14 protein-coding genes are annotated in these 12,990 nt (G+C 63.4%); 4 read left to right on the forward strand and 10 right to left on the reverse strand.

The window, feature by feature from the left end:
* Positions 1–61: 61 nt before the first annotated feature.
* From ACFDSW_RS10365 to ACFDSW_RS10400, 8 genes are all read right to left on the reverse strand, one after another.
* Complete coding sequence (locus ACFDSW_RS10365) at positions 62–1,045, reverse strand: thiamine pyrophosphate-dependent dehydrogenase E1 component subunit alpha (RefSeq protein ID WP_375250214.1); 984 nt, start codon at positions 1,043–1,045, stop codon at positions 62–64.
* Positions 1,045–2,235 (reverse strand): acyl-CoA dehydrogenase family protein, encoded by a 1,191-nt coding sequence (locus tag ACFDSW_RS10370; RefSeq protein ID WP_375250215.1) that lies wholly within the window; start codon positions 2,233–2,235, stop codon positions 1,045–1,047. Before ACFDSW_RS10370 ends, ACFDSW_RS10365 begins: the two co-directional genes overlap by 1 nt.
* The gene (locus tag ACFDSW_RS10375) at positions 2,232–3,113 is read right to left on the reverse strand and encodes an HpcH/HpaI aldolase/citrate lyase family protein (protein WP_375250216.1); all 882 of its coding nucleotides are present in this window, start codon (positions 3,111–3,113) and stop codon (positions 2,232–2,234) included. The genes ACFDSW_RS10370 and ACFDSW_RS10375 overlap by 4 nt, the downstream gene beginning before the upstream one ends.
* Positions 3,110–3,562, reverse strand: a complete 453-nt coding sequence (locus ACFDSW_RS10380) for a MaoC family dehydratase (protein ID WP_375250217.1) — start codon at positions 3,560–3,562, stop codon at positions 3,110–3,112. Before ACFDSW_RS10380 ends, ACFDSW_RS10375 begins: the two co-directional genes overlap by 4 nt.
* Positions 3,562–4,761: an acetyl-CoA acetyltransferase gene (locus ACFDSW_RS10385; RefSeq protein WP_375250218.1), complete on the reverse strand. Its 1,200-nt coding sequence runs from the start codon at positions 4,759–4,761 to the stop codon at positions 3,562–3,564. The genes ACFDSW_RS10380 and ACFDSW_RS10385 overlap by 1 nt, the downstream gene beginning before the upstream one ends.
* 12 nt (positions 4,762–4,773) lie before the next feature.
* Positions 4,774–6,213, reverse strand: coding sequence for a 3-oxoacyl-[acyl-carrier-protein] synthase III C-terminal domain-containing protein (locus tag ACFDSW_RS10390; RefSeq protein ID WP_375250219.1), 1,440 nt, complete (start codon positions 6,211–6,213; stop codon positions 4,774–4,776).
* A gap of 10 nt (positions 6,214–6,223) precedes the next feature.
* Positions 6,224–7,390 carry an acyl-CoA dehydrogenase family protein gene (locus tag ACFDSW_RS10395; protein ID WP_375250220.1) on the reverse strand — a complete coding sequence of 389 codons (1,167 nt, stop codon included), beginning with the start codon at positions 7,388–7,390 and terminating at the stop codon, positions 6,224–6,226.
* Positions 7,391–7,516: 126 nt separating this feature from the next.
* Entirely contained in the window at positions 7,517–8,338 is an 822-nt protein-coding gene (locus ACFDSW_RS10400) for an enoyl-CoA hydratase/isomerase family protein (RefSeq protein WP_375250221.1), read from the reverse strand.
* A gap of 139 nt (positions 8,339–8,477) precedes the next feature.
* On the opposite strand from ACFDSW_RS10400, the gene ACFDSW_RS10405 reads away from it, so the two are divergent.
* Entirely contained in the window at positions 8,478–9,038 is a 561-nt protein-coding gene (locus ACFDSW_RS10405) for a MarR family winged helix-turn-helix transcriptional regulator (RefSeq protein WP_375250222.1), read from the forward strand.
* A 281-nt stretch (positions 9,039–9,319) separates the two neighbouring features.
* Here the strand turns inward: ACFDSW_RS10405 and ACFDSW_RS10410 are convergent, their stop codons facing one another.
* Entirely contained in the window at positions 9,320–10,069 is a 750-nt protein-coding gene (locus ACFDSW_RS10410; protein WP_375250223.1) for an enoyl-CoA hydratase/isomerase family protein, read from the reverse strand.
* 140 nt (positions 10,070–10,209) lie between these two features.
* On the opposite strand from ACFDSW_RS10410, the gene ACFDSW_RS10415 reads away from it, so the two are divergent.
* The 3 genes from ACFDSW_RS10415 to ACFDSW_RS10425 are packed head-to-tail and all read left to right on the forward strand — an operon-like array spanning position 10,210 to position 12,390.
* Positions 10,210–10,506 carry a YciI family protein gene (locus ACFDSW_RS10415; RefSeq protein WP_375250224.1) on the forward strand — a complete coding sequence of 99 codons (297 nt, stop codon included), beginning with the start codon at positions 10,210–10,212 and terminating at the stop codon, positions 10,504–10,506.
* The gene (locus ACFDSW_RS10420; RefSeq protein WP_375250225.1) at positions 10,488–11,516 is read left to right on the forward strand and encodes a zinc-binding dehydrogenase; all 1,029 of its coding nucleotides are present in this window, start codon (positions 10,488–10,490) and stop codon (positions 11,514–11,516) included. The genes ACFDSW_RS10415 and ACFDSW_RS10420 overlap by 19 nt, the downstream gene beginning before the upstream one ends.
* Before the next feature lie 22 nt (positions 11,517–11,538).
* On the forward strand, positions 11,539–12,390 hold the full coding sequence (locus ACFDSW_RS10425) for a MaoC/PaaZ C-terminal domain-containing protein (protein ID WP_375250226.1): 852 nt from the start codon (positions 11,539–11,541) through the stop codon (positions 12,388–12,390).
* Positions 12,391–12,411: 21 nt separating this feature from the next.
* On the opposite strand, the gene ACFDSW_RS10430 is transcribed toward ACFDSW_RS10425, so the two are convergent.
* Positions 12,412–12,990: electron transfer flavoprotein subunit alpha/FixB family protein (locus ACFDSW_RS10430; RefSeq protein WP_375250227.1), on the reverse strand; the 579-nt coding region annotated here is incomplete at its 5' end.

Below are 12,990 nucleotides of genomic sequence, written 5' to 3' on the forward strand. Positions count from 1 at the left end.
CAGCGCGCGATTGATCGCCTCGCCGATCGTCATCTTCTGGGGTGCGGTCATCGTCCGGTCCTCACGCAATTTCCGGCGCGAACACGTCGCGCGTCAATTCGGCCAGTTCGGGGAAAACCGCCGCGAACGCGGCGGACACCGCTGCGTCGATTTCGGCACCGATGTCCGCCTCGATCGTCTCCAGCGCCGCAGCGTCAACGAAACCGCCGTCGATCAATTGCCGCCGTAACCTGGGTACGGGATCGGCGGCCTGAGCCGTGGCATATTCGGCTTTATCCATGTATCCGCCCGCGTCACCGATCAGGTGCCCATTGAACCGATAGGTCATCGCCTCAATCAACGTCGGGCCGCCGCCTGCACGGGCGCGATCCACCGCCTCGCGCGCAGCGTGGTACATTTCCTGTGGATCGTTGCCATCAACCGTGACGCCGGGCATCGCATAGCCGGCCGCCCGCAGCGAAAGGCGTTCGACGGCGGTCGAGCGCGCCATGGTCGTATGCTCGGCATAACGATTGTTCTGACATACGAAGACGACGGGAAGCTTGTAGAGCGCCGCCATGTTAAGGCTCTCGTGGAAAGCGCCGATGTTCGCGGCACCATCCCCGAAGTTGGCAATCGACACACGCCCCTTGCCATCAAGCTGCGCCGCCCAGCCGAGGCCGTTGGCGATCGGCATCGATGCGCCGACGATCCCGGTCGTCACCATGCATCCCTTCTCCGGAAAGGTCAGATGCATCGGGCCGCCCTTGCCCTTGCAACTGCCCGTTACGCGTCCGGCAAGCTCCGCCCAGAGCAGGTCGAGCGGGAAGCCCTTCGCCACCATGTCGTGGGTGCCGCGATAGATCGTGCAGATGGTGTCATCGTCATCAAGGCACAGCGATACCGCGGCGGGGATGATCTCCTGCCCTCGTGCGCTGTAGTAGGGCGTTACCAGTCTGCCAGCCATCATCTCCTTGATGACACGCTCATCGTTGAGCCGGATCCGTATCGCCAGCCGGTAGATGGCGAGCAGCTGCGCGCCCGTCAGTGCGAGGTCGTTCTCCATCACCCTCTCCCTTCTTGTCCACGGTACAGGTCCCGCGCGATGATCTGCCGCATCACCTCGTTCGCGCCGCCGGCGATGCGGCTGATCCGCGCATCGACATAGGCTTGGGCGATGGGATATTCGGTCATGTAGCCATAGCCGCCGAAGAACTGCAGACACTGGTCGACGACGCGGCCGTTCAGTTCGGTAACCAATAGTTTGATCTTCGACGCATCGACGGCGGACAGGTGGCCGTCCATGAAACGGCGAATGCCCCAGTCCACGAAAATCCGCGCCTGGCTGACTTCGGCCGCGAGTTGCGCAAGGACGAACTGAGTGTTCTGCATGTCGCCCAGCGGCGCGCCGAACAGACGCCGCTCACCAACATAATCGACCGTCCAACGCAGCGCGGCCTCGCAAGCCGACATGCCCTTGACCCCGACCGACAGACGCTCCTGCGCCAGCTTCGTCATCAGCATCCCGAACCCCTGTCCCTCTTCACCGAGGCGATGGCTGACGGGGGCGCGGCAATCGTTGAAGAACAGTTCGGCGGTATCCTGCGCCTTCAGCCCGATCTTCTCCAGCCGACGGCCGCGTTCGAACCCCGGCTGATCGGCGTCGACCACGATCAGGCTGACGCCGCGCGCTCCCGCCGCGGGATCGGTCTTACAGGCGAGAACGATCAGGTCGCATTGGCCGCCATTGGAGATATAGGTTTTCTGGCCGTCGATCCGGTATTCATCGCCATCGCGCACTGCGCGCGTCCGCAACGCCTTCAGATCGCTGCCAGCCCCCGGCTCGGTCATGCCGACGGAACCGATCACCTCGCCCGCCACCATGCGGGGCAACCAGGCGTGCTTAAGCTCCTCAGTACCCCAGGCGAGAATGTAGGGGGCGACCATTTCGGAATGGACCATGAACCCCGGGCCGGTCACGTTGGCGCGCGTGATTTCCTCGATCACCACCACCGAATAGAGCCAGTCGGCACCGATGCCGCCATATTCCTCTGGCACCGTCGGGCACAATATGCCGAGTTCCGCCGCCTTGCGCCAAGCCTCGCGCGGAACGATGCCGTCCTTCTCCCATTGATGGTGATGCGGTTGCAGTTCGCTTTCCACGAAACGGCGGACGACAGCACGAAACTGGTCATGTTCGTCGCTGAAGATGTCACGGTCGACGAGGCTACCGCTCTCATGTGCCACGTTCATCATGGTCGCACCTGTGCCAGCGTTCGCCGCGCCGCCTTCAAATGGGGGATGTCGTACATCTTGCCCTCGATCCCGATGGTGCCCACCGCCGGTGCCGCGTCGAAGGCGGCAACGATCCGCCGCGCGACCGCGATCTCTTCGTCGGAAGGCGAGAAGCTCTCGTTGATCGCTGCCACCTGCGACGGATGGATGGCGATACGACCCGAAAAGCCTTCCGCGCGCGCGGCACGACACGAAGCGCGCAAACCCGCGTCGTCGCGGAAATCGACGTACAATGTTTCGATCGCCGGAATATTGGCAGCATGCGCCGCCATCAGCATCAGCGACCGTACCATCTGGTAGGTGAAGGCCCAGCGCCCGTCGGGGCCGAGGTTGGTACTCGCGCCCATCGCCGCCGCCAGGTCTTCCGCTCCCCAGGTCAGACCAGCAAGTCGTGGCAGGACAGTGGTGCCGAAATCACCCAGCCGGAACGGCGCCAATGGCGTTTCGGTCGCGACCGGAAGGATGCGGATCGCCCCCGGATCGATCCGGCCGCTCCGCTCGAAATCGTCAAGCAGGTGCGATAATTGCGCGACATCATCAGGCCCGTCGATCTTCGGCTGCATGATCCCGTCGGGCACGCCCCCGACGATCGCCGCTAGGTCGAGTGCCGCATCAGGTGTCGAAAGCGGGTTGATGCGCACCCACAGTTGCACGGCGCGGGTGTCAGGTGGACGTGCCGCCAGAAATTCCGCGACATGTTGCCGCGCAAGCGGCTTGTTCGTCGGCGCGACCGCATCCTCCAGATCGAGGATTACCGCATCGGCGCCGCAGCCATCGATCCTGGCGAGCTTCTTCGGGTCGTCACCCGGAACGAACAGAAACGAACGGAGCCCTGTCATGACGGCCGCTTCCGCTGCAATCCCGTGCGGCGGCACGAGGCGACCAGAACATCATCCTGATTATAGGCACGATGAATGAAGGTCACGATCCCCGCTTCCGGGCGTGACCGGGACTCGCGCAATTCCGCCACCTCCGTTTCCACCCGCAGGGTATCGCCGATGAAGACCGGCGCTGGAAAGCGCACCTCGTCCCATCCAAGGTTGGCGACCGCCGTGCCGAGCGTCGTGTCCCCGACCGACACGCCCACCATCAGGCCGAGCGTGAAGGTGGAATTGACCAGGATGCGGCCATATTCGCCCTCACGCATATAATGGGCATCGAGATGGAGTTGCGCCGGATTGTGCGTGAGCGTCGAGAACAACAGGTTATCGGTTTCGGTCACCGTACGACGGATCGCATGACGGAAGGCCTGGCCGACCGTCAGATCCTCGAACCACAGCCCCGCCATCAGTCCATCCGCCCGAGGATCGAAATGGCGGCCACGCCCTGATAGGGCACGCCTCCGAGATTGTGGGTGAGCCCGATCGAGGGCCCCGACAACTGCCGCTCGCCGGCCCGGCCGAGCAACTGGTTATAGACCTCATAGGCCATGCGGAGGCCGGAGGCGCCAATCGGATGACCGAAGCATTTGAGACCGCCGTCGATCTGGCATGGGATCGCGCCATCCCGGTCATAGCGCCCGTCCAGAATGTCGAACACCGCCCGCCCCTCGTCGGAAAAGCCGAGATCCTCCATCGTCACCATCTCGGTAATCGAGAAACAGTCATGCACCTCCGACAGAGAAATCTGGCCCTTCGGATCGCTGATCCCGGCTTCGCGATAGGCTTTCGCTGCCGCTATCCGGGTATTGGCGACATAGCTGCCATCCCAGTCGTTGGTCTGCGTTTCACGTCCGGAACTGGCCGAAAGCTGCAACGCCTTGATCGTGACGAGATCGGTCTTGCCGAGCGCGCGAGCGATTTCGGGCGTGGTAACGATTGCGCAGGCGGCACCGTCCGATACCCCTGAACAATCGAACAGACCTAGCGGGTCGGAGATCATTGGCGCGTTCATGATCGTCTCCATCGAGACGGGCTTGCGGAAATGCGCCTTCGGACTGTGCTGGCCATTGATATGGCTCTTCCACGAAACATGGCTGATGGCCCGCTTCAGATCCTCTTTCGAGGTTCCGTATTTGGCGCGGTAATAGGGTGCGAGCTGCGCGAATCCCGCCGGTGCCGATCCCATGGGCATCCACAGGTCGTTGAATGTTCCCTTGAATGGTGGTGGCAACCCGCCGAAGCCGGTGTCCTTGAGCTTTTCAGAGCCGATCGCGAGTGCGATGTCGACCGCGCCGGATGCCACCGCATAAGCGGCACCGCGCAGCGCCTCCGTCCCGGTCGCGCACATATTCTCGACGCGGCTGACCGGGATCCCTTCCAGCCGCAGCGCCATGGCGGCAGGGATCGCGCTATTGCCGACATTGACTCCGTCACCCCAACATCCGAACCACGCGGCCTCGATCGTTTCACGCTCGATCCCGGAGTCGGCCAACGCCTCTTCGAAGGCTTCTCGCATCAGATCCGGCGATCCGACGTCCCAACGCTCGCCAAATCTGGAGCACCCCATGCCCAGGATGGCGACCTTGTCCTTGATGCCCGTTGCCATGGCTCGATCCTCTCAGGCCGCGCGAAGCGGCGTCGCCTTCCAGAAATAGCGATTGTACCCGCGCTGCCGGTCTTGCTCCTTGATACGGAACACCATCCGCAGCGGCGTGCCCGTGTCGATGCCGCCTTCACCGACGTCGACGAACTCCATCAGCACCCGCGCGCCATTGTCGAAGGTGACGAAACCAACGCGAAGCGGCGGTGCGGGGTGATAGGAAAGCCAGTCGGCCGTCTCGGTCTGGACCTGCGCGGGCACGTCTCGCAGCGGCACCGGCGCCAGCCGCTCCGCCGGCGCGTTGCAGCGCACGCAATATTGCAATTGCGGGAACTGGACGGTGCCGCAGTTGCCGCACTCACCCGCGACGAACGCCTCCATTTGGCCGGCGGAACGATATTGCTCGCTCAGCGAGGTTTTGGAGCTCTTCTCCGCGCGCATCCCCCATTCCATGTCGATCCCGCCCTGAAAGGACAGAAGCCGCAGGTAGCTGTCCGTCGGAACCCCGTCTGCGAGCGATCCGGCAATGCCGCGCGCGGGTCGCGCCGCGACAATCGCATCGGTCGCCTGAAGGACGAGCGCATCGACCCCCTGACCGAAGCCCAGGAGCAAGATCCGCTCGTCGGGTCCGGCGCGTTCCAGAACGGCCGCCAACATCAGCAGCGGATGCGCCGCGCCGCTATAGCCGATCCCATCTTCCAGTCCGCTGGCGATGCTGCCGGTGAACCCCAGCCGCTTTGCAACCGCTTCCGCCGCTCCCTTGAGATAGGAAGGCATGATGAAGTGCTGAATGTCGCCGATCCCCAATCCAGCATCGGCGAGAGCAGCCTGCGCCGCTTCGGGTACGATCCGCGCATAGCCCTCGTCGCGGATCCAGCGTTCTTCCCACTGATAATCGGCACTGGCACCGCTCGCACGGAAATGATCGACGAAAGCATTCGTCCGCGTCGCGCTACCGATCAGTCGCGCCACTACGTCATCCGCCGACACCAGGATAGCGGCCGCCCCGGCTCCGAAGGTAAGTTCCTGAACACTCGCAGGTTTGGCGGACGGATGATCCGAACCAATGACTAATTCGGCCTGGGTCCCTTTCAGCGCCTGCAGCAAGGCGGACGTCCCGGCGCGCTGCGATCCAGCCACGTCCGAGCTGGCGATCTGGTGCGGCGCATCGATTGCCCGGGCGACGATGGCGGCGTTCTGCAGATCCGCGAAAGGCAGGCTGGTGCTGGCGAGGCGCAATGCCGCCACCTTCGATAGATCGCGGTCCGCCAGCGCGTCGCGCGCCGCCTCGACTGCCATGGTGATCGCGTCCTCGTCCCAGTTCGCGAACGCACGCGAGCCCTTCGCCGCAGAACGCAGGCCGGGCATGGCCCAGCGATGGGCGTCGGCGATGATCGCCCGGTCCAGTCGCAGCCGCGGAACATAGGCGCCGAAGGCAGAGATGCCGAATGCGGTCATCTTCTCTTCCTCAGTAAGATTTCGGGAGCCCGAGCTCACGCTCGGCGATGAATGAAAGGATAAGCTGTTCGGTGATGGGGGCGATCCGCATCAGGATCGACTCCCGGAACAATCGCTCGACCTGATATTCGGTCGAATAACCCATCCCGCCATGCGTCAGCACCGCACGGGTGCAGGCATCGAAAGCGGCACGCCCGCCCAGAAACTTGCCGGCATTTGCCTCCGCGCCGCACGGCCGCCCGGCGTCGTACAACCATGCCGCCCGCATGATCGTCCAATAGGCGCTCTCCAGGTAGATCCAGTTTTCCGCCAGGGGATGCTGGATGCCCTGGTTCTGGCCGATCAGACGCCCGAACACCTTGCGCTCGCCGGCATATCGGGCGGCGCGTTGCAGGGCCCCGCGACCCAGACCGACCGCCTCGATCCCCACCAGGATCCGTTCCGGATTGAGACTGTGCAAGATGTAATGGAAGCCTCGCCCCTCTTCACCGATCCGATCGGCATCCGGCACGAAATAGTCATCGAAGAACGTCGCATTCGAGTCGACGGCATTTCGTCCCATCTTTGCGATACGGCGCACCTCGACCTGATCACGGTCAAGATCGGTGTAGAACAGCGTCATGCCGTCGCTCGGCCGGCGACAATCCTCTTTCGGCGTCGTCCGGGCAAGAATGATGATCTTGTTGGCAACTTGGCCGGACGACGTCCACATCTTGCGTCCGGAGATGCGATAGCCGCCGTCCACCTTCGTGGCGAAGGTTGTGATGCTGGTCGTATCCAGTCCGGCGTCCGGCTCCGTCACGCCGAAACAGGCGCGATCGGTGCCGGCAATGAGCGGGCGCAACATCCGCTCCTTCTGCTCCGGCGTCCCGTTGACCACGACGGCATGAGGGCCGAAAATATTCAGGTGGATCGTGGAGGCTGCCGAATAGCCGCCCGGACTGGCCGCCACCTCGTGCATCATGATGGCAGCTTCGGTTACGCCCAGATTGGCGCCACCGACGTCTTCCGGCATGGTGATGCCCAACCATCCCGCATCCGCCATCGCGCGATGAAATTCGAACGGGAAGCTTTTTTCCTCATCCTTGCGGGACCAATATGCGTCGTCGAAGCCGGCGCACACTTTACGGACGCCGTCACGGATCGCTTCCTGCTCTTCGGAAAGCCCGATCTCCATCACCCCTCCGTATCGCTGATATATGGTTTGTCAGCGTACTATAATTGGCGCGCATCAAGCGCAAGAGCGGATTGATATAAATGGTTCGCTAGAGCACGTTCCAGCTCGCCGAGGGAAGCGGATCCATCACTTCGCCGGCGCAGCCGCGCGCGAACCCATGAATTTCCGGACTCCCCCGACGAATGCGTCCGTCGCTACGGCCTCGGCCACCGCGTCCCGCTCGGCGCGCAATTGCATATCCAGGTCGTTCGCAACCGATGCTCGCAGCAGGTCGCGCGTACGCCTGACCGCGTCCGGCGGCAGAGCTGCGACGCGGTCGGCCAACTGACGGGCGGCCTGTTGCAATTCTTCTGCGGCGACGATCCGGCTGATGATGCCAAGCCGCAGCGCCTCCTCCGCATCAATGGTCGCCGCAGTCAGCGCCAGTTCCGATGCCTTGCGGACACCGACCATGCGAGGAAGGAAGTAGGAAAGCCCTCCGTCCGGCGGCAGGCCGAGACGCTGATGCGGAAAGACGAACCGCGTCCCGGGTTCCGCCAACGCGATATCGGCGGCAAGGGGATAGGCAACCGCTGCCCCGGCCACGGCTCCCTGACATGCCACCACTATCGGGCATGGCAATGCGGCCAGTGCCGTAACCTGCCGGCGAGCGCGATCCATGCGGGCATGATAGTCGGCGTGGCGCTCCTCTGCCGTGTGGTTGATCGTCAGCGCGAAGCCCTTCACGTCACCACCAACACAAAAATTATCGCCCTCGCCGCGCACCAGAAGTGCGCGCACGTCAGGGTCGATCGCAACCTGCTCGAAAACGTCCGCCAATTGCGGGATGGCCGCGCTTGGCAGGGCGTTGCCGGCGTCGGGACGATCCAGCGTCAGCGTCAACACCCCGCCAGACGACAGTTCGAGCCGGAATCCGTCCCATGCATGGCCGTAGCCCTCGAACGCCATCCTCGCCCCTCCTATTCCGTGTGCATACGTACTATTTCCACCATAAAGTTTGTCAATAGCGTGGCGCATGCATGCGCGACCCTTGCGTTCTTCCTGCATCGGGCCCACTCTCGGTGGAAAGGATAGTAAGTGAGCGAACATGAGCGCCGAGCCTGACCTGATCAAAGATGCGCCCCGGACGGCCCCCGCCAAGCGCCCCACGGCAAAACAATTCCGGTTCGGCTACCTCATCCATGACGTGTCACGGCTCCGCCGGATCGTCATGGACGATGTGATGCGGCCTTATGGCATCACCCGGTCCCAATGGTCGGTTCTGTCGGCGCTGTCGCGGAGCGGCAACGGCGGCATGACGCAGGTGGATCTGGCGCGTTTACTGGAACTTGGGAAAGTGACTGTCGGCGGCCTGCTCGAACGGCTGGAAACAAGCGGTCAGATCGAACGGCGCGCGGACGATTCGGATGGGCGAGCGCGGCGCGTGTTTATCACCGAGCAAGGGTATGAGACGATCCGCCTGATGATCGCCGTGGCATCCAAAACCAACAAGAAGATGTTGAGAGGACTAAGCGCGGAAGAGGCCAAGATCGCTGAACGCGTGATGTTCAAGATCAAGATGAACCTAAAGGACATTCACCACGAACATGAATTGAGTGGCCAGGCAAGCGAGCCCGCCGTGTTGAAATCCTCTGAGGACGACCTTTGACCGGCATGGACAATCGACCCGTTCACTGATCGAGAAATCAAGGATCAGCGGGGCCGAACCGGACGCCATCCCGGTTTCCGCCGTCTCCGCGGCGAGCGGGTCCGGTTGCCCCCCGGAAAACACGGCTGGGCCGATGAAGGAGTCCCACGGCTGCGGCGTCGCCGCACAAAGGGTCGTCACTTTCATGGCCATCACCGACAAGGCATCTCACCAGGTGACCGCCAACCTACCCTGTCACGGTAGTCAGAAAGATCTTCGTCCCCCCGCCCCCCGATTCCGCTTCAGCGTCCGGTAAAGTCCGGACGACGCTTCTCGATGAACGAGGTGACACCCTCGCGATAGTCTTCGGTGTGGCGCGTCAGCCCCTCATAGGCGACCCCAGCCTCAAACACCGATGGCAACAACTGGCGCAACGCGATGTTCGTCACGGATTTTGTAAACCGTATCGCCGACTGGGCGCCACGCGCCAGCCGCGCGGTGTAGCGGGCGACTTCGTCATCCAGATCACCGGGCGCTACGGCGAAGGCGATGAGGCCAAGCCGCTCCGCCTCACGCGCCTCCACGGCCTCGCCGGTCAACAAATAATGACGCGCCTTGCCGAAACCGATCAGTTGTGGCCAGATCATCGCGCCGCCATCGCCGGCGACAAGACCGACCTTGACATGGGGATCGGCGAACCGGGCACCTTCGGCAGCAAAGACGACGTCGCATAGCAGCGCGATCGTTGCGCCGAAGCCGAACGCATCTCCATTCACCTTCGCGATCACCGGCTTGGGACAATCGAGCAGCGAACTGACGATCCGCCGCATCGTCCGGGCCTCGACGACGAAGGGGGCCAAGCCATCGCGCAACTCGTCAGCCAGCCACTTCATGTCCCCGCCGGCGCAGAAGATCGACCCGGCGCCCGTCAACACGATGACGTCGCTGTCAGGGTCATCGGCCACATCATCCCAGACCCGCGCCATCTCTTCGTGCAAGGTTTGAGTGACAACGTTCGCCCGTTCCGGAAGGTTGATCGCGACGGTCAGCACGCGACCATCGCGACTGAAGGCCAAGGACGAATATCGCGCCGGGTCGAGAGGCGAGCACAATTTGGTCATGCGGCAAATCCCTATTGCGTGACATTGGTAAGCTGGCATACCATTAATGACAATCCGTTTGTGGGATCGCTATGGCCTTTTTTCTGATGCTCTGCCGGGATCGGCCCGGCGCCGCGCCGGTGCGCGCCACACACCGGCAAAGGCATGTCGACTATTGGTTGGGCATCCCTGGCGCGGTGAAGGTCGCCGGTGCGATAATGGACGGCGATCAGCCAATCGGCAGCAGTATCCTGATCGAGGCGGCCGACGAAACGACGGCGCGCCAGTTGGTGGCGGGTGATCCGTTCACCACCGAGGGGGTGTTCGCCGATCCGCCGGAAGCGATTGCCGTGCGGCCCGCGATCGGTGCGTGGATTCCCGCCTCGTGATCCCGACATACAGCATGCCCCCCGTCAATCGGTGCGTCATACTCATCCGACGACCGGACGGCATTCCGCTGGCCCGCGATTTTGCAATCGAAGAGCGCCCGCGCCCGAGGATCGGCAATGGGCAGATCCTCGTCCGTAACTTGTATCTGTCGGCTGATCCGGTGCAGCGAGGCTGGGCGGCCAATCCGGCCATCAGCCCGACCGGCGAGACAATGCGCGCGCTGACGGTTGGCGTTGTCCTGGAAAGCCGTCTGCCGGGCATCAGTGAAGGGGCACTGGTTCACGGCATTTTTGGCTGGCAGGATTATGCGGTCGCCTCGACAGCGGACATCCTCAGTCACATCGCGGAACCGCGCGCGCGCGCATCGGCATTCGCCGGCGTCCTGGGTATGCCCGGCGTGACGGCATGGCTGGCGCTTGCCGATCTGGCCCCCCCTGCCCCCGGGCAGACCATCCTCGTCTCGACCGCCGCCGGCTCTGTGGGCAGCGTCGTCGGGCAGATCGCCCGCGCCGCTGGCGCCCGTGTGATCGGCCTGACCGGCAGCGACGACAAGGCGGCGCGCTGCCGGGGCCGCTATGGCTACGATCTCGTCTTCAACTATCGCGATGGCGACCTGGCTAGCGCGCTCGCCAGCGCCGCTCCGCATGGATTCGACACCTTCTTCGACAATACCGGCGGCTGGATCGCCGACGTCGCGATCAGGCACATGGCGCGATATGGCCGCATCATCCAGTGCGGAACCGCCGCGACCGCGAGCTGGTCGCCACCACCTAGCGGCCCACGTCCGGAGCGCGAGGTGCTGACCCGTGTCCTGACCTGGAGCGGCTTCTACATCTTCGATCATGCAGCCCGCTTTGCCGAGGCCATCGAGCGTCTGTCCGACCTGATGAACGCTGGTGCTCTGTCGTATGACGAGGACATCGAGACGGGTTTCGCCATTGTGCCCGGCGCGCTGGAGGCGATCTTCGCCGGCGCGAACACCGGAAAAAAGCTGATCTTCATCGGCTAGACCAAGAAACAGGGAGAGGAACATGAACGTCGATGCCATCCGCACGATGCGGATCGATCCGATCGTGCAGGATTATACCAAGCGGGATGCCATCCTCTATGCGCTCGGGCTGGGCTACGGCGCTGACCCGCTGGACGCTGCGGAGCTGCCGTTCGTATACGAAGGCGACCTTCGGATAGTCCCATCATACGTCAATCTGCTTTGTCACCCTGGCTTCTGGGCGCAACGGCCCGAGTTCGGCATCGACTGGATAAAGATCCTGCATGCCGAGCAGGAATTCGTCATGCACGCGCCGTTACCGGCGACGGGACGTGCACGAGGGGAGTATTCCGTGCGCGCGGTCGAAGATAAGGGTGAAGGCCGCGGCGCGCTGCTGCACCAGGACAAGCAAGTGTTCGACGACGCGACCGGCACCCATGTCGCGACGGTCCGATCCACTCTCTTCCTGCGTGGGAACGGTGGCGAAGGCGGCTTTGGTGACGCCCCCCCGGCCGCCGCTGCGCTGCCCGACCGAACGCCAGACCGATCCGTGTCGATTCCGACACTGCCGCGGCAAGCACTCATCTATCGCCTGTCGGGGGACTGGAATCCGTTGCACGCCGATCCCGCCATCGCAGCGAAGGCGGGGTTTCCTGCGCCCATCCTCCATGGTTTGTGCACCAACGGTATCGCTGCACGCGCCGTTCTGGCCTGCTATTGCGACAATGATCCCGCTCGACTGCGCGGCATGTTCACGCGCTTTTCAAAGCCGCTGATCCCGGGAGAGACCATTCGCATCGACTTCTACGAGGACGGTGACACCTTGCGATTTCGGGCTGTCGCACAGGAACGCGGCGAGGTTGTTCTCGATCGGTGCAACGCGGCGATCGGATGACCGCCGCGTTGCCGCGCCCACTCAGACCTTTTCGGTCAGTTCCGGCACGACCTTGAACAGGTCGCCGACCAGACCGATGTCTGCGATCTGAAAGATGGGCGCATCCTCGTCCTTGTTGATCGCGACGATAACCTTCGAGTCCTTCATGCCGGCCAGGTGCTGGATCGCACCCGAGATGCCAACCGCGATATAGACTTCCGGTGCGACGATCTTGCCGGTCTGCCCGACCTGATAGTCATTGGGGGCGTAGCCCGCATCGACCGCGGCACGGCTCGCACCGACCCCGGCACCCAGCTTGTCGGCAAGTGGATCGATCAGCGCATGGAACTGCTCACCCGATCCGAGTGCGCGGCCGCCCGACACGATGATCCTGGCGCTGGTCAGTTCGGGACGGACATTTTCTGCGATCTCCGAGCCGACATAGGTCGACACGCCGGTGTCGCCTTTCGACGCCACCGCCTCGATCTCCGCCGAGCCGCCTTCGGCAACCGCCTTGTCGAACGCGGTGCCACGCACGGTAATGACCTTCTTGGCGTCCGACGTCCGCACCGTCGCGATCGCATTGCCGGCGTAGATCGGGCGGGTGAACGTATCCTCGCT

The sequence above is a fragment of the Sphingomonas sp. genome (assembly GCF_042091075.1).
In the GTDB taxonomy this organism is placed as follows: Bacteria; Pseudomonadota; Alphaproteobacteria; order Sphingomonadales; family Sphingomonadaceae; genus Sphingomonas.